Here is a 14,521-nt window from a genome sequence, read left to right as displayed (position 1 = left end):
GATGGTCGGATGGAAGTCCTGAAGAGCCGGCTGCTGATCCGCCCGCGTGACGTGGCCGCCGCCACGGCGTTCTACCGCGACACCCTCGGCCTGGCCGTGGAGCGTGAGTTCCCCGGCGGCACGGTGTTCTTCCTCGGCCACGGCTCCCTGGAGGTCTCCGGCCGGGGCGAGACGGGCTCGTCGCCCGATCTGGTGCTCTGGCTTCAGGTCCGGGACCTGACCGGCACCATGGCCGACCTCAAGGCGAAGGGCGTGGAGCCGGTGCGGGACGCCCAGCGCGAGCCCTGGGGCCTCGACGAGGCCTGGATCGCCGACCCGGACGGCACGCGGATCGTGCTGGTCGAGGTGCCCGAAGGCCACCCGATCCGCACGGACACCCGCTAGGCGGGCTTGACGGCGCGCAGCTGCGCGGCCAGCGCCGCGAAGCCGGGCGGCTCCCAGGTCCAGGTCTGCAGGTCGGCGAAGCCCGCTTCGGCGGCTTCGTCGGCCAGGACGTGCCTGCTCACGGGCAGCCACTTCTCGTGCGCGGACAGCAGCAGCCGCCCGCCGGGGCGCAGCACCCGGACCAGCTCGGCGAACCCGGCCGTGCGGTCGTCCCAGAGCATGACATTGTTGACGGTCAGCACGACGTCGACGGACCCGTCGGGTTCGCCGGTGTGCGCCGCCGACCCTTCTCGCAGCTCGACGCGGTCGCCGCAGCGCTCGTGGCAGAGTCCGAGCATCTCGGGGGAGGGGTCGACGCCGATGGTGCGCCCGGCCAGCCGCGCGGCGGCGTCCAGGCCGACGCCGGGGCCGGGGCCCACGACCAGGACGGTCTCGTCCGGTTCGATCCGGGCGAGGTCGACGATGCGCTGCTCGGTGGCGGCGTTGCCCCGCGCCATCACCCAGCCGCCGAGGCGGCCGAGGGCTCCGGAGGGGTGACCGAAGACACGGTCGAGGACGCGGGCGAAGCCGCCTGGATCCGGCTGGGGAGGTGGTGCCGGCTGGTGCGATGTGCTCATACTTCGAGGGCACCACGGATCAGCTGGCCTCGCATCGGGGATGACCCCCACCCGCACCCGGAGCGCCATGGGAGCATAGAGGTGGCCATCCCCGACTTTCCGAGGACTCATTCGAGTGACGACGTTCGCCGACACCACCTTCACGCCTCCGGAGCTCATCCGGAACTTCTGCATCATCGCGCACATCGACCACGGGAAGTCCACCCTGGCCGACCGCATGCTGCAGCTCACCGGGGTGGTCGAGGAACGGGCCATGCGCGCTCAGTACCTCGACCGGATGGACATCGAGCGCGAGCGCGGGATCACGATCAAGGCCCAGAACGTCCGCCTGCCCTGGCAGGTCGACGGCCAGGACCACGTCCTGCACATGATCGACACCCCGGGCCACGTGGACTTCACCTACGAGGTCTCCCGGGCGCTGGAGGCGTGCGAAGGCGCGATCCTGCTGGTCGACGCCGCGCAGGGGATCGAGGCCCAGACGCTCGCCAACCTGTACCTGGCGCTGGAGAACAACCTCCAGATCATCCCGGTGCTCAACAAGATCGACCTGCCCTCGGCCGACCCCGACAAGTACGCGGGTGAGCTGGCCCACATCATCGGCTGCGAGCCCGAGGACGTGCTGCGGGTCTCGGCGAAGACCGGCATGGGTGTCGGCGCGCTGCTCGACGAGGTCGTGAAGTCGGTCCCGGCGCCGCAGGGCGACGCGGACGCGCCGGCGCGGGCGATGATCTTCGACTCGGTGTACGACACCTACCGCGGCGTCGTCACCTACATCCGGGTCGTCGACGGCAAGATCACCCCGCGCGAGCGCATCAAGATGATGTCCACCGGCGCGACCCACGAGCTCCTGGAAGTCGGCATCATCTCGCCGGAACCGAAGGCCAGCAAGGGACTCGGCGTCGGCGAGGTCGGCTACCTGATCACCGGCGTGAAGGACGTCCGCCAGTCCAAGGTCGGCGACACCGTGACGTCCGAGCGCCAGGGCGCCAAGGAAGCGCTGGCGGGCTACCGCGAACCGAAGCCGATGGTCTACTCCGGACTGTATCCGGTGGACGGTTCCGACTACCCCGAGCTGCGCGAGGCGCTGGACAAGCTCCAGCTCAACGACGCCGCGCTGGACTACGAGCCGGAGACGTCGGTGGCGCTGGGCTTCGGCTTCCGCTGCGGCTTCCTCGGCCTGCTGCACCTGGAGATCACCCGTGACCGGCTCGAGCGCGAGTTCGGCCTCGACCTGATCTCGACGGCGCCGAACGTGGTCTACGACGTGGTCCTGGACGACGGCAAGGAAATCCACGTCACGAACCCGTCGGACTGGCCGACCGGCAGCAAGATCGACAAGGTGCTGGAGCCGGTCAGCAAGGTCAGCATCCTGGCGCCGTCGGAGTTCATCGGCACGATCATGGAGCTGTGCCAGAACAAGCGCGGCCAGCTGCTCGGCATGGACTACCTGTCCGAGGACCGCGTCGAACTGCGCTACAACATGCCGCTGGGCGAAATCATCTTCGACTTCTTCGACACGCTGAAGTCGCGTACGCGCGGGTATGCGTCGCTGGACTACGAAGAGGCCGGCACGCAGGCGGCGGACCTGGTCAAGGTGGACATCCTGCTGCAGGGCGAGGGCGTGGACGCGTTCTCCGCGATCGTGCACAAGGACGACGCCTACAACTACGGCAACCGCATGGTGAACCGGCTCCGCGAGCTGATCCCGCGGCAGAACTTCGAGGTGCCGATCCAGGCGGCCATCGGCGCGCGGATCATCGCCCGCGAAACGATCCGCGCGATCCGCAAGGACGTGCTGGCGAAGTGCTACGGCGGCGACATCTCGCGGAAGCGCAAACTGCTGGAGAAGCAGAAGGAAGGCAAGAAGCGGATGAAGACCGTGGGCCGGGTCGAGGTCCCGCAGGAGGCCTTCGTCGCCGCACTGTCCACTGAGGACTCGGGCAAGAACAAGAAGTAACTGTTCTACTGATGTGACAGCGGCGCCCATATTCACGCCTCCGCGTGAATATGGGCGCCGAACCCGTGTTCGATGCGGTTTCTGTCGGTGCTGTCTGGTTCGCTCTGGTGCGAAGAGCGAAAGGAGAGCACCATGACGGTCATGGCGGACATCGAGCATCCCACCGATTCGGGCCCCTTGACGGTGCGCGACCTCGAGGGGATCCCGTATGACGGCCGACGCTACGAGCTCATCGACGGGGTGCTCCTGGTGACCCCTGCGCCGGGAAGAAGACATCAGAAGATCGCCTACCGGCTCTACGGCGTCCTGGAGGCTTCGTGTCCGCCCGAGTTCGAGGTCGTCGGGGCGCCGTTCGCGGTGCATCACGGTGACAAGATCGAGCTGCAACCGGATGTCTTGGTCGGCCGGATCGAAGACTTCACCGACAAGGACCTCCCGGTACCGCCGGTTCTCGCGGTCGAGGTGCTGTCGCCGAGCACGGCGATCCACGACCTCAACACCAAGAAGGCGCTCTACGAGCGGCTCGGCACTCCCGGCTACTGGGTGATCGACCCGGAAGAGCCTGCGCTGACGGTGTTCGAGCTGGACGAGGACGGCCACTATCAGCTGGTGGGCAAGGCGGCCGGCGACGAAATCCTCGAGGTCGATCGGCCCTTCCCCGTGCGGATCGTGCCGAAGGAGCTGCTGGGCCGGCTCGGCTGACCGCGGATCAGCGGATGCGGGGCGTGCCGCGGAGCTGGGCGTGCAGCTGCCGGTGGCGCAGTTCCTTCCGGACCCGGTCGATCACCGCGTCGAACAGGGCCGGGTCGAGGATCGCCGTCTGGTCGAACTGCCGTCGCTGCGGTGGGGCCGGTGCGAGACGGCCTCGGGGTGCGTAGCGCTGCACCGAACTCTCGACGCCTTCGCCGGTGACCAGGTCGACCCACAGGGCGTCGCGCAGGTAGCCGTCGCCGAACCGGGCCGAACGGCGCGTCGAGACGTCGGCGATCTGTGACCACGGGATCAGCCTCGTGCTGAGCGTGCCCGCCGGCACGCGGAGGCCCTCGTCGCCGAAGGTGAGGTCGCGCAGGCCCGCCAAGCCGCGCTTGAGCATGCGGGCGCGTGAGACGCGGAACGCCACGACGGCGAGGAGCACGGTCGCCGCGTAGGCGCCGCCGATCAGCCACGGCGAGAAGCCGCGCACCAGACCGGCGATGAGCGCCGCGCCGAAACCGGCGTCGGCGACGAGGAGCACGCCGATCAGCATCTTGACCGGCGTGGTGACACGGGATGGGGACTCGGACAACGGGTCGACTCCTGGGGCCGGGTGGGTCAGGGGTTGCCGATGATCCGGTCGGCCGTCACGAACACCGCGACCCGCCGCTCTTCGGCCATCACGCGGTCGTACTCGTCCCAGTCGTCGTGAGTGCCGGTGGCGGCGACGAAGACGTCGCGCAGGAGCTTCGGCAGGCCTGCGGGGTCGAAGGCGGGATCGGGATCGTCGGGCCCGACGAGGTGGGTCGCGCCGGTCACGGAGACCCAGTTCCAGCCGCGCCGGAAGGTGACGGTGGCGTGCCCGGCCCGCCGCAGCAGCGCGAGCTTGTGCGCCCGCCCGACGGCGACGTACGCGATGCCGGGTGCCCCGGTCACCGGGTCATCGAAGACACCGGCGTTGACGACGGAGGAGTGAACGGTGCCATCGGCGCGCGTGGTGGCCACGGTGGCCAGGCCGTTTTCCCGCAGGGACAGGGTGCGAACCTGCTCGAGATCAACGCTCATGCCTCAACCTAACCCGCCGGGCGAACCGCGTGTTCCGGTTTCACCAGGTGGAGTGCGGCGCTCACCGTCCGCACAGCCCGGGCCGGGCCCGCCCGCGGGCAGGCCCGGCCGCCGGACTCAGCAGGCGCCGTTGTCGGTCCACACTCCCCACTGGCCCGTCGTCCCCGGCTCCTCGCCCTGCGTCCACCACTTCGCCGTCCACTTGTGGGCGTTGTGCGACACCACGTTCCCGCCCGTGTACACCTGCGACGCGCTCCACGCCGGGTCCGCGCACGTGCCCGGGTTCGTCGTTCCTCCCGTGTCCCACGAAACCTGCGACGAGCGGTAGAAGTTGATCGACTGCGCCACCCAGCGTGGGGCCTGCGCGCCCAGCCGGGTCCGGAACGCTGTCCAGTCGTGCGTCGACCACGGGGACCAGCCCAGCTCGGCGTGTGCCGCCAACCGCGGGAACGCCAGGTAGTCGATGTCCGACGGCGTCACCACCGTTTCCGCCCACAGCGGCGACTCCACCCCGCGCACCGCGGACTCGCCCACGCCCGACAGGTACGCACCCGGGTTCCAGCCGTACGCGTCCTGGACCTCGATGTAGCCCGCCCACGACAGGCCGATCGGGCTCGAGCTGTTGTACTTCATGTCCAGGTACGCCTTGTTCGCCGGCGACATGATCACCTTGCTGCCGCGGGAAACCGCGGCCGACACGCCCGCGTCCGAAGTGGACGTTCCCCAGAACTGCGGCGACGCCGAAGCCGGTAGCGTGGCCTTCGCGATGTCGTGCCAGCCCACCACCGACTTGCCCGTCGCCGCCACCAGGGGGAGCACCTTGTTCACGAACGTCACGTAGTCCGCCGCCGACGTCGACTGGGCTTCGTCGCCGCCGATGTGGAGGTACGGGCCTGGGGTCAACGCCGCCAGCTCGCGCAGGACGTCCGCGATGAACGTGTACGTGATGTCCTTCGAGATGCACAGGGAGCTGTAGCCGACAGCGGTGTCGGTGCGCAAAGCAGGCGCGACCCCGTTGCAGTTCAGCTCCGCGTACGACGCCAGCGCCGCGTTCACGTGCCCCGGCATGTCGATCTCCGGGATCACCGTGATGTGCCGCGAGGCCGCGTAGTTCACGATGTCCGTGTACTGCGCCTTCGTGTAGTAGCCGCCCGCGCCGCCGCCGACCTGCGTGCTGCCGCCGTAGGTCGTCAGGCGGGGCCAGCTGTCGATCTGGATGCGCCAGCCCTGGTCGTCGGCCAGGTGCAGGTGCAGGTTGTTGATCTTGTACTGGGCGAGCTGGTCGAGGTACCGCTTCACCGTCGCCACCGGGTGGAAGTGCCGGGCGACGTCGAGCATCGCGCCGCGGTAGCCGAACCGCGGGTAGTCGACGATCGTCGCGCCCGGGACGGTCCACGGGCCCGTCTGGACCGAAGGGCTTTCGACGCGGCCCGGCAGCATCTGCCGCAGCGTCTGGACGCCGGCGAAGAGCCCGTCGGCCGTCTGGGCGCGCAGGGTGACCGAGGACGCCGTCGACACGAGCTGGTAGCCCTGCGTGCCGACGGACGCGGGTGCGCCGCTCAGCAGCAGCGCAACGCTGTCGGAGGGCACGGACGCCGGGGCGTCGGACACCGGCAGCGCGAAGCCGGTCGACGGCCGCAGCACCCCGGCCAGGTAGTCACCGACCTGCTTGGCCGGCGCCGAGCCGGCTTCGGTGACGATCTTCGTCGTCGAGGCCAGCGGGAAGGTGACCCCGGCCGCCGGGGTCACCGAGGCCGGCACGGGCACGATCGACTGCAAGGCCGGCGTGGCGGCCGCGGCCGGTGCCAGCTGGGCGGCGGTCGTACTGGCGCCGACCAGCGCCAGTACGGCGAGCGCGCGGGCAAGACGCCGCGCGAAGGGAGTCTTCACCGGGGACCTCCTGGCGGGAAGGGCGCGACATCGCCGTCGCACCTGCCCGGATCGTCGCATTTCCTCTGGTCGTGGTCTAGACCAGAGTGGGTGGTTAAGCTCGCGCGATGCCGCGGGACTTCGAGCCGGGATCGCCGTTCGCGCTGCTTTCCGGCGGCGAGACGGCCGTCTGGTACGCGTACATGAAGGTGCACCTCCGGCTGGAGTACGAGCTGAACCGGCAGTTGCGGGCGGACAGCGGCATCTCGCTCGCCGACTACCACGTGCTGGTCGCCCTGACGAGCGAGCCCGGTGGCCGGATGCGGGTCACCGACCTCGCGATCCGCATCGGCTGGGAGCGCAGTCGGCTCTCGCACCACCTGAAGCGGATGCGCGAGCGCGGTCTGGTCGAAACCGGCGCCCACCCCGAGGACCGCCGGGCCGTCGACGTGGTGCTGTCCGAGGCCGGCTGGGAGACGCTGCGCCGGGCCACGCCGGACCACGTGGAGTTCGTGCGCAAGGCCTTCCTGGACGCGCTGGAGCCCGGTGAGCGAGCGCGGCTGGCGACCTCGCTCGAGCGGGTCTTCGACGCGCTCGTCGAGCACGGCAGCCTGCCCCGGCCGAACGACCACCCCTGACCCCACTTACGTGACGTTTCACGTAATATGGCGCTTCGAGCAAAGGGGTGCGTGATGGCGACGGTGGCCGAGCTGATGGAAGCCAACCTGCTGCAGGTCTTCAACGAACGGGACGACGAGAAGCGCGCGAAGGCGATCGCCGCGACCTACGCCGCCGACGTCACCTTCGCCGATCCCGAGGGGGTGGCGACCGGGCACGGCGAACTGGACGCCAAGGCCAAGGGCCTGCTGGACCAGTCGCCGGGGTTCGTGTTCACCGCGGCCGGTCCGGTGCTCGTCAACCACGACCTCGGGCACCTGGCCTGGGCTTTCGGCCCGGAGGGTGCGCCGCCGGTGGCGCGCGGGATCGACGTCGCGCTCGTCGAAGACGGGCGCATCAAGAAGCTCTACACCATGCTGCTGCCGGACTGAGCCGATTAGGCTCGGGGGCATGTTCGACGAGCTGACGTTCCCGGTCATCGCCGCCCCGATGGCGGGCGGGCCGACCACGCCCGAGCTGGTCGCGGCGGTCACCGAAGCCGGCGGCTTCGGCTTCCTCTCGGCCGGGATGCTCACGCCCGCGGCGCTCGCCGCGCAGATCGACCGTACGCGAGAGCTGACCGGCGGCGAGTTCGGCGTCAACCTCTTCGTCCCGCAGCCCGACACCGGCGCTGACGTGTCCGCGCACCGCGAGCGCCTGCAGGTCTTCGCCGACGACTACGACGTCGAGCTGGGCGAACCGAAGTGGGACGACGACGCGTACCCGGCGAAGCTGGACGTCGTGCTCGAGAAGCGGATCCCCGTCGTCTCGTTCACGTTCGGGCCGCCGTCGCCTTCGGACGTCGTCAGGCTCAAGGAGGCCGGCTGCGCGGTGGTCGTCACCGTGACCACGCCGGAGGCCGCGCAGCGGGCCGCGGACCTCGGCGCCGACGCCCTCGTCCTGCAGGGTTTCGAAGCGGGTGGGCACCGGTCCCTGTTCAGCGACGACGCGAGCCGGCCCGGCGGCGGTGCCGAATACGGCGTCCTCGCCCTGCTGCGGCTCGTCGCCGCCCGCGTCGACCTGCCGCTGGTCGCCGCCGGAGGCCTGGTGCACGGCGCGGACGTCGCCGCCGTGCTCGCCGCGGGAGCCGTCGCCGCCCAGCTGGGCACGGTCTTCCTGCGGGCCGACGAAGCCGGGACGTCCGAGCCGCACCGCAAGGCCCTGGCGGTGGCCGAGCGCGAGACGGCGTTCACGCGTGCCTTCAGCGGACGCCCGGCACGCGGGCTGGTCAACAAGTTCATGGACGCGCTGTCCGAGGGTGCGCCGGCGGCCTACCCGCAGCTGAACAGCCTCGCCGGGCCGGTGCGCAAGGCGGCAGCGAAGGCCGGCGACCCCGAAGCGATCTCGCTCTGGGCCGGCCAGACCTACCCGCTCGCCTACGACGCGTCGGCCGCCGTCATCCTCGAACGGCTGAAGGCCGAGGCGCGCGACGCCGCCGCCCGCCTCGACCGGATCCGCTAGTCCGTCTTCTCGACGGCACCCGGCGTGCGGTTCAGCAGCGAGTGGCGCCGGCTGTAGAGGAAGTAGATGACCATGCCGATGGCGAACCAGATCGCGAACCGGATCCAGGTCGCCGGCTGCAGGAACGTGATCAGCCAGATCGAGAACACGATGCCGATCGCGGGCACCACCGGCATGCCCGGCGTCTTGAACGTCCGCGGCAGGTCCGGCTGCTTGTAGCGCAGCACGATCACCGCGACGCAGACCACGACGAAGGCGAGCAGGATGCCGATGTTCGTCAGCTCCGCGGCTTCGCCGATCGGCAGCACGCCGGCGATGATCGCGGACGCGCCGCCGAGGATCCACGTCATCCGGCTCGGCACCTGGCGCTTCGGGTTCGTCTTGCCGAACCACGCCGGGAGCAGGCCGTCGCGGCTCATCGAGTAGCCGACGCGGGTGGCGCCCATCAGGAACGTGAACAGCACGGTGAGGATGCCGACGATGGCGCCGATCGCGATCACCGTCGCCAGGCCGTCGAGGCCGACCGACTTGAACGCCGTGGAGAAGCCGCTCTTCGGGTCGATCTCGGTGTACTTCTGCATGCCGGTCAGCACCAGGCAGGCCAGCACGTACAGCACCATCGAGATGGCCAGCGAGTAGAGGATCGCCTTCGGCATGTGCCGTTGCGCGTCCTTCGACTCCTCCGCGGCGGTGCTCATGGCGTCGTAACCGAAGACGGCGAAGAAGACCGTCGCCGCGCCGGTCACCGCGCCGCCGAAGCCGGCCGGGGCGAACGGCGTGTAGTTGCCGGTCTTGACGTAGAAGAAGCCGACCAGGATGACCACCAGCACGATCAGGACCTTGATCCCGACCATCACCGTCTCGAACCGGGCGGCGCTGCGGATGCCGCGGTTGAGCAGGTAGGCGATCAGCAGGCACAGCAGCATGGCGAACAGGTCGACCTTGTGACCGGGTCCGGTGCCGGGCGCGCCGAGCATCCAGGCGGGCAGGTCGAGGCCGAGCTGGCCGAGCAGGAAGCTGAAGTAGCCGGAGATGCCGATCGCCACCACCGCCACGATCGCGGTGTACTCCAGCAGCAGGTCCCAGCCGATGAACCAGCCGACGACCTCGCCGAGCACCGCGTAGCCGTAGGTGTAGGCCGAACCGGCCTTCGGGATCAGGCCCGCGAACTCGGCGTAGGAGAACGCGGCCGCGGCGCTCGCGATGCCGGCGATGAGGAACGAGATCAGCACGGCCGGGCCGACGCCGGGGATGCCCGCCGAGTCGTCGCCGTGCGCGACGCTTCCCGCGAGGGCGAAGATCCCGGCACCGATGATGCCGCCGATGCCGATGGCGGTCAGCTGCCACAGGCCCAGGGTGCGTTTCAGGCCACCGGCTTCACTGGTGTCCTGGATCTGGTCGATCGGCTTGCGCCGGAAGATGCCGGAGCTGGAACCGGAACCCAAGCCTCCTGGAGCGGACATCATCGTCTCCCGAACGTCGCGGTGGACGGGCCCGGATCACGGACCCAACGCCGGAACCTACCGCCAACTCCGCGTGAAGACAGCGTGAGCCGCTCAGCCCGCCGCGGTGTCTTCGCTCACGGCCTCCGCCGCCGTCGCCACGGCGCGCTTGGCCTGAGTGGTCCGGACCGCGCTCGCCGCGAAGTACGAGAGCAGCTCCGCGATCTCGACGGGGTCGTCCAGCTGCGGGCAGTGCCCCCAGTCTTCGCGGACGAGCAGGCGGCTGTGCGGCACCAGCGTGTGCAGCTGCCGCCCGGACGCCGCGGTGACGAGCTTGTCCTTGCCGCACGCGACGACCAGCAACGGCACCTTGACCGAGTCGAGGCGGTAGGCGTCGGCGAGCTCCGCGACGAGCTGCCGGGCCTGCTCGAGCCGGCTCTTGGTCGCGCGGTAGTCCGGGAAGAGCGCCGTGAAGCGCTGTACCTGGGTCGCGTCGGCCGCACCCGAGTTCGCGTAGAGCAGCCGCGGGACGACCTGCTCGGCGACCTTGCGCACCAGGAAGCCCGGCACCGGGACCGGCAGGGACGAGTACAGCCGCAGCGGCAGCGGGTAGCGCGCCACCGTGCGGATCAGCCACGAGTCGACGAAGCCGGGCGCGGCGATCGAGACGACGCCGGAGATCGGCAACCTGCTGTTCTGGGCTGCCCGCAGGCTCATGGTGCCGCCGAGGGAGTTGCCGGCCAGCACGACCGACCCGAGCACGGCCTGCTCGCGGACGACGGCGGTGGTGAACGCGTCGAGCTGCGGCAGCATCGGGCCGGGCCGCAGCGGCTGCGCGTCCCCGAACCCGGGCAGGTCGACCGCGATCGCCGGGATCCCGGCGGCCGCGAGCTGCTCCAGGGCGGGACGCCACGTGTCGGCGCTGTCGCAGTAGCCGTGCAGCAGCACCAGGCGCGGTGCGCTCGGCCGGACGTGCGGGGTGGCCGCCCGGCGCCGCAGCGAGCGGCGGGGGAGCTCGGGGTCCGGGGCGGCTTCGCCGACCTCCAGGACACGGGTGCGGACACCGGCGTAGCGCCGGAAGGAGACCCGGATCGGGTCCGGGTCGCTGCTGGGCCGGCCGCCCGGTCCAGCCGAGTCGGGCCGCTTCGTCGCGGTCATGACTACAGAATACCTTGCGACTATTGGGTTTTGGTCGAACTTAGGTGCTAACGACCAGATCTCGAACTGAGTACGTTAGAGATTCACCAGGTGCCGAGCTGGGCGGAACGAGAAGATCCGCCCAGCTCAGCGGCGGTCTAGCGGGTGAAGACGATCTTGCCGGCGGTGTCGCCGTCGAGCATCGCCTGGAACCCCTTAGGGGCCTCGGCGAAGGGCAGTTCGGCGCCGATCTGGGGCCGTACCCCGGTCAGGTCGAGGTAGGCGAGCAGGTCCGCGAGCTCGTCGCGGGTGCCCATGGTCGACCCGGCGACGCGCAGCTGGAGGAAGAAGACACGCTGCAGCTCCGCGCCCGCGTCCGGCCCGCTGGTCGAACCGGAGACCACGATGATCCCGCCCGGCTTGAGCGATTTGACCGAATGCGACCAGGTCGCCTTGCCGACGGTCTCGAACACGGCGTCGACGCGCTCGGGCAGCCGCGCGCCCGACTCGAACGTCTGGTGCGCGCCGAGGCTCGAAGCGAGCGCGCGCTTCTCCTCGCTGCGGCCGGTCACCCAGACCCGGAACCCGGCCGCTCGGCCGAGCTGCACCAGCGCCGTCGAGACGCCGCCGGAGGCGCCCTGCACGAGCATCGTCTGGCCCGGCCGCAGCCCCGACTTCACGAAGAGCATCCGGTAGGCGGTCAGCCAGGCTGTGCCCATCGTGGCCGCTTCGGCGAAGCTCAGCCCGGCCGGCTTCGGGACGACGTTGCGCGCGGGGACGATCACCTGGTCGGCGAAGGTGCCCTGGTGCTTCTCGGTGAGCAGCGTCCGCTTCGGGTCGAGGGTGTCGTCACCCTGCCAGCCCGGCTCGTTGATCACCGAGTGGAGCACCACCTCGGAGCCGTCGTCGAGGGTCCCGGCACCGTCGCAGCCGAGGATCATCGGGAACTGGCCGGGCTTGATCCCGACGCCTCGCAGCGTCCAGAGGTCGTGCATGTTGAGGCTGGCCGCCTTGACGTGCACCCGGACCCAGCCGTCCGGCACGTCGGGTTCGGGACGCTCGCCGACGACGAGCGAGTCCAAGGGGCTTTCGGCGTTGGGTTCCTGCGCGTACACGGCGAACATGCCTCGCAACGTACCGCCCCTGAAGCGCGGGGGCAGTAGAGCGCGCGTAGGCTCACACCGTGTTCAACGGGCTTGCCGACTGGTGGGACGGGGTTGAGCTCTGGCTCGCCCAGGCCTGGTTCCCGGTCCAGTTCGTGCTGGTCATGGTGGTCGTCGTGCCGCTGTGCCTGGCTGCCGCGTGGGTGCTCGACAAGCTCGTCGGGCTGTTCGCCCGCAAGCTCGCTCCGGGGCGTGACGACGACCGCTCCGACACCCCGTCCTAGGCTGGCGCACCATGTTCAACCGAAGGCGGATCACCGCCGCCCTGATCGGGCTCCTCGTACTGGTTCTCGGGGGCTGGCTGGTCAAGGACGCCGTCGGCGGCGACTCACCCGCGTCCCCCGCTTCGAGCAGCTCGCCGAGCACGTCCCCGAAGGGCTCCGCGGCCGTCCCGGGCACGGACTCCGGGCTGCCGGTCAAGGGGCTGTCGACGTTGCCGTCGCAGGCCGGCGACACGTGGAAGCTGATCGAAAAGGGCGGGCCGTACCCGTACCCGCGCAACGACGACGTCGTGTTCGAAAACCGCGAGAAGCGGTTGCCGGGCAAGAAGTCCGGCTACTACCACGAGTACACCGTGAAGACTCCGGGCAGCGCCGACCGCGGCGCGCGGCGGCTGATCACGGGACAGGCGCACGAGCTGTACTACACCGGCGACCACTACGGGTCGTTCGTCGTCGTGGACCCGGCCCGATGAGCGCCTCGGAGCAGGCGAAAGCCGCCGCGGAAGAGGCTTTCGCGCGGGGCGCGTACCCGCACCTGGTCAACTCGCGGCCCACTGTGGACAAGGCCAGCACGCTGAGCGCGTTCGCCGACGCACTGTCCTTTCCGGACTACTTCGGCCACAACCTCGACGCGCTGTACGACTGCCTGACCGACCTGTCCTGGCTGCCGCCGGGGGAGCACGTGCTGATCTGGCCGGGCTCGGAGGCGTTGCGCAAGACCGAACCCAAGACGTACCTGGCGATCCGCAGCGTCCTTTCGGACGCGCAGCGCGCACTCGGGCCGAGCGGCCGCAGCGCCGGTTCGTGGCGGCTCACGGTCGTGCTGCCGGACGCCTGAGCGGCGTCCCCGCGCGCTTGACCGTGCGGATCACCGGCGCACTTTCGAGGGTCTGCACGCCGCGGATCCCGGCGACGCGTTCGGTGAGGTAGCGGTAGAGGTCGCGGCCGTCGCGGCAGTTCACCATCGCCGTCAGGTTCGTGGTGCCGGTGGTGGCCACGGCGAACGACGTCTCCGGGTGGCTCGCCAGCGCCGCGCCCGCCCCGGCCAGGTCCGCCGGCGAGACCGTCAGCCACAGCCGCGTTTCGGAGCGGAAACCGAGGCGGGCCGGCGAGAGGTCCAGGTGGTAGGTCAGCGTGCCGTGCCGCCGCAGCACCGCCATCCGGCGCCGCACGGTCGAGTCGGACCAGCCGGTCGCCGCCGCCAGCGCCGTGTAGCCCGCGCGCCCGTCGTGCGCGAGGGCGTCGAGGAGGGCCTGGTCACCGGGTTCCGGTGCGACGCCGGGGCCTTCGGGTGGTGGCGGGCGCAGCTGCGCGACCTGCTCGGGGGACAGGCAGTGCAGCCCGCTCCAGCCGTCCGGGAGCGCGAACGTGTGCAGCAGTTCGTGCGCGGAGACGGCGGTGACCCGGTTGGCGCGCGGCAGCTTGCGCAGCAGGAGGTCGTCGCGCCCCGCCGTGTCCGGGGCGTGGACGGTGCAGGAGATCTCGGTACCGCCGGAGAGCAGGTGAACCCACGACACGTCGGGCCGGTCGGCGAGCGCGTCCGCGACGGCGGCTCCGGCGTCCGGTGTCGTGCGCAGCCTGAGGGTCCACGTCGGGTAGCCGGCGTCGCCACCGCTGACCGCGCCGGTGACGCGGAGGACACCGGCGTCCCGCAGCCGCCGGTAGCGCCGGGCGACGGTGTTCTCGGAGACGCCGAGCACCTGGCCGAGCGTGCGCATCGGCGCGCGGCCGTCGAGCTGCAGGGCGTGGACGAGCCCGCGGTCGACGTCGTCGAGCGTGACGGTTTCCATGCTTCGACGCTAGCTGATGACGGTATCCGGTGGATATGTCGACTTGTCTGGTGGTGATCGACGCC

17 protein-coding genes are annotated in these 14,521 nt (G+C 70.5%); 9 read left to right on the top strand and 8 right to left on the bottom strand.

The window, feature by feature from the left end; genetic code table 11:
- The first annotated feature begins 9 nt into the window (after nt 1–9).
- Nucleotides 10–384: a VOC family protein gene (locus QSK39_RS27320; RefSeq protein ID WP_285480673.1), complete on the top strand. Its 375-nt coding sequence runs from the start codon at nt 10–12 to the stop codon at nt 382–384.
- Here the strand turns inward: QSK39_RS27320 and QSK39_RS27315 are convergent.
- A complete protein-coding gene (locus tag QSK39_RS27315; RefSeq protein ID WP_285480672.1) occupies nt 381–1,001 on the bottom strand; it encodes a class I SAM-dependent methyltransferase in 621 nt (206 codons plus the stop codon). The two genes, QSK39_RS27320 and QSK39_RS27315, sit on opposite strands and share 4 nt — an antisense overlap.
- A 115-nt stretch (nt 1,002–1,116) precedes the next feature.
- On the opposite strand from QSK39_RS27315, the gene lepA reads away from it, so the two are divergent.
- Together lepA and QSK39_RS27305 are read left to right on the top strand one after the other, a co-directional pair.
- On the top strand, nt 1,117–2,958 hold the full coding sequence (gene lepA, locus QSK39_RS27310; protein WP_285480671.1) for a translation elongation factor 4: 1,842 nt from the start codon (nt 1,117–1,119) through the stop codon (nt 2,956–2,958).
- A gap of 132 nt (nt 2,959–3,090) precedes the next feature.
- On the top strand, nt 3,091–3,660 hold the full coding sequence (locus QSK39_RS27305; protein WP_285480669.1) for a Uma2 family endonuclease: 570 nt from the start codon (nt 3,091–3,093) through the stop codon (nt 3,658–3,660).
- A gap of 7 nt (nt 3,661–3,667) precedes the next feature.
- Here the strand turns inward: QSK39_RS27305 and QSK39_RS27300 are convergent, their stop codons facing one another.
- The 3 genes from QSK39_RS27300 to QSK39_RS27290 all read right to left on the bottom strand — a co-directional run bounded on the left by QSK39_RS27300 (nt 3,668) and on the right by QSK39_RS27290 (nt 6,606).
- Nucleotides 3,668–4,243, bottom strand: a complete 576-nt coding sequence (locus QSK39_RS27300) for a PH domain-containing protein (protein WP_285480668.1) — start codon at nt 4,241–4,243, stop codon at nt 3,668–3,670.
- A gap of 26 nt (nt 4,244–4,269) precedes the next feature.
- On the bottom strand, nt 4,270–4,716 hold the full coding sequence (locus QSK39_RS27295) for a pyridoxamine 5'-phosphate oxidase family protein (protein WP_285480667.1): 447 nt from the start codon (nt 4,714–4,716) through the stop codon (nt 4,270–4,272).
- 117 nt (nt 4,717–4,833) lie between these two features.
- Nucleotides 4,834–6,606, bottom strand: coding sequence for a beta-N-acetylhexosaminidase (locus QSK39_RS27290; protein ID WP_285480665.1), 1,773 nt, complete (start codon nt 6,604–6,606; stop codon nt 4,834–4,836).
- 107 nt (nt 6,607–6,713) lie between these two features.
- On the opposite strand from QSK39_RS27290, the gene QSK39_RS27285 reads away from it, so the two are divergent.
- The 3 genes from QSK39_RS27285 to QSK39_RS27275 are packed head-to-tail and all read left to right on the top strand — an operon-like array spanning nt 6,714 to nt 8,703.
- Nucleotides 6,714–7,223 (top strand): MarR family winged helix-turn-helix transcriptional regulator, encoded by a 510-nt coding sequence (locus QSK39_RS27285; RefSeq protein WP_285480664.1) that lies wholly within the window; start codon nt 6,714–6,716, stop codon nt 7,221–7,223.
- 54 nt (nt 7,224–7,277) lie between these two features.
- Entirely contained in the window at nt 7,278–7,634 is a 357-nt protein-coding gene (locus QSK39_RS27280) for a nuclear transport factor 2 family protein (RefSeq protein ID WP_285480663.1), read from the top strand.
- Nucleotides 7,635–7,653: 19 nt separating this feature from the next.
- Nucleotides 7,654–8,703, top strand: a complete 1,050-nt coding sequence (locus tag QSK39_RS27275; RefSeq protein ID WP_285480662.1) for an NAD(P)H-dependent flavin oxidoreductase — start codon at nt 7,654–7,656, stop codon at nt 8,701–8,703.
- Here QSK39_RS27275 and QSK39_RS27270 read toward each other — a convergent pair.
- The 3 genes from QSK39_RS27270 to QSK39_RS27260 form a co-directional block, all read right to left on the bottom strand.
- Nucleotides 8,700–10,166 (bottom strand): amino acid permease, encoded by a 1,467-nt coding sequence (locus QSK39_RS27270; RefSeq protein ID WP_285480661.1) that lies wholly within the window; start codon nt 10,164–10,166, stop codon nt 8,700–8,702. The two genes, QSK39_RS27275 and QSK39_RS27270, sit on opposite strands and share 4 nt — an antisense overlap.
- A 93-nt stretch (nt 10,167–10,259) precedes the next feature.
- Nucleotides 10,260–11,303 (bottom strand): alpha/beta fold hydrolase, encoded by a 1,044-nt coding sequence (locus tag QSK39_RS27265; protein ID WP_285480660.1) that lies wholly within the window; start codon nt 11,301–11,303, stop codon nt 10,260–10,262.
- 137 nt (nt 11,304–11,440) lie between these two features.
- Complete coding sequence (locus QSK39_RS27260; RefSeq protein WP_285480659.1) at nt 11,441–12,406, bottom strand: quinone oxidoreductase family protein; 966 nt, start codon at nt 12,404–12,406, stop codon at nt 11,441–11,443.
- Between the two features lie 59 nt (nt 12,407–12,465).
- Here QSK39_RS27260 and QSK39_RS27255 point away from each other — a divergent pair, with 59 nt between their 5' ends.
- Genes QSK39_RS27255 through QSK39_RS27245 form a run of 3 tightly spaced genes read left to right on the top strand, consistent with a single transcriptional unit; the run spans nt 12,466 to nt 13,504 of the window.
- Nucleotides 12,466–12,669 (top strand): hypothetical protein, encoded by a 204-nt coding sequence (locus tag QSK39_RS27255; protein WP_284742020.1) that lies wholly within the window; start codon nt 12,466–12,468, stop codon nt 12,667–12,669.
- A gap of 11 nt (nt 12,670–12,680) precedes the next feature.
- Nucleotides 12,681–13,139, top strand: coding sequence for a guanyl-specific ribonuclease (locus QSK39_RS27250; protein ID WP_285480658.1), 459 nt, complete (start codon nt 12,681–12,683; stop codon nt 13,137–13,139).
- A complete protein-coding gene (locus QSK39_RS27245) occupies nt 13,136–13,504 on the top strand; it encodes a barstar family protein (RefSeq protein WP_284742018.1) in 369 nt (122 codons plus the stop codon). Before QSK39_RS27250 ends, QSK39_RS27245 begins: the two co-directional genes overlap by 4 nt.
- On the opposite strand, the gene QSK39_RS27240 is transcribed toward QSK39_RS27245, so the two are convergent.
- The gene (locus QSK39_RS27240; RefSeq protein WP_285480657.1) at nt 13,479–14,456 is read right to left on the bottom strand and encodes an Lrp/AsnC family transcriptional regulator; all 978 of its coding nucleotides are present in this window, start codon (nt 14,454–14,456) and stop codon (nt 13,479–13,481) included. The two genes, QSK39_RS27245 and QSK39_RS27240, sit on opposite strands and share 26 nt — an antisense overlap.
- Between the last annotated feature and the right edge of the window lie 65 nt (nt 14,457–14,521).

The sequence above is a fragment of the Amycolatopsis sp. NBRC 101858 genome (assembly GCF_030269325.1).
Lineage (GTDB): Bacteria > Actinomycetota > Actinomycetes > Mycobacteriales > Pseudonocardiaceae > Amycolatopsis > Amycolatopsis ponsaeliensis.
Note: the sequence above shows the minus strand (reverse complement) of the source record. Positions and strands in the feature narration are given on the sequence as shown.

What these genes read in the sequence shown, in the direction of transcription:
- QSK39_RS27320 (WP_285480673.1), top strand. Translation starts at nt 10, where the DNA reads ATGGAAGTCCTGAAGAGCCGGCTGCTGATCCGCCCGCGTGACGTGGCC.
- QSK39_RS27315 (WP_285480672.1), bottom strand. Translation starts at nt 1,001, where the DNA reads ATGAGCACATCGCACCAGCCGGCACCACCTCCCCAGCCGGATCCAGGC.
- QSK39_RS27305 (WP_285480669.1), top strand. Translation starts at nt 3,091, where the DNA reads ATGACGGTCATGGCGGACATCGAGCATCCCACCGATTCGGGCCCCTTG.
- QSK39_RS27295 (WP_285480667.1), bottom strand. Translation starts at nt 4,716, where the DNA reads ATGAGCGTTGATCTCGAGCAGGTTCGCACCCTGTCCCTGCGGGAAAAC.
- QSK39_RS27285 (WP_285480664.1), top strand. Translation starts at nt 6,714, where the DNA reads ATGCCGCGGGACTTCGAGCCGGGATCGCCGTTCGCGCTGCTTTCCGGC.
- QSK39_RS27280 (WP_285480663.1), top strand. Translation starts at nt 7,278, where the DNA reads ATGGCGACGGTGGCCGAGCTGATGGAAGCCAACCTGCTGCAGGTCTTC.
- QSK39_RS27275 (WP_285480662.1), top strand. Translation starts at nt 7,654, where the DNA reads ATGTTCGACGAGCTGACGTTCCCGGTCATCGCCGCCCCGATGGCGGGC.
- QSK39_RS27270 (WP_285480661.1), bottom strand. Translation starts at nt 10,166, where the DNA reads ATGTCCGCTCCAGGAGGCTTGGGTTCCGGTTCCAGCTCCGGCATCTTC.
- QSK39_RS27265 (WP_285480660.1), bottom strand. Translation starts at nt 11,303, where the DNA reads ATGACCGCGACGAAGCGGCCCGACTCGGCTGGACCGGGCGGCCGGCCC.
- QSK39_RS27260 (WP_285480659.1), bottom strand. Translation starts at nt 12,406, where the DNA reads ATGTTCGCCGTGTACGCGCAGGAACCCAACGCCGAAAGCCCCTTGGAC.
- QSK39_RS27250 (WP_285480658.1), top strand. Translation starts at nt 12,681, where the DNA reads ATGTTCAACCGAAGGCGGATCACCGCCGCCCTGATCGGGCTCCTCGTA.
- QSK39_RS27245 (WP_284742018.1), top strand. Translation starts at nt 13,136, where the DNA reads ATGAGCGCCTCGGAGCAGGCGAAAGCCGCCGCGGAAGAGGCTTTCGCG.
- QSK39_RS27240 (WP_285480657.1), bottom strand. Translation starts at nt 14,456, where the DNA reads ATGGAAACCGTCACGCTCGACGACGTCGACCGCGGGCTCGTCCACGCC.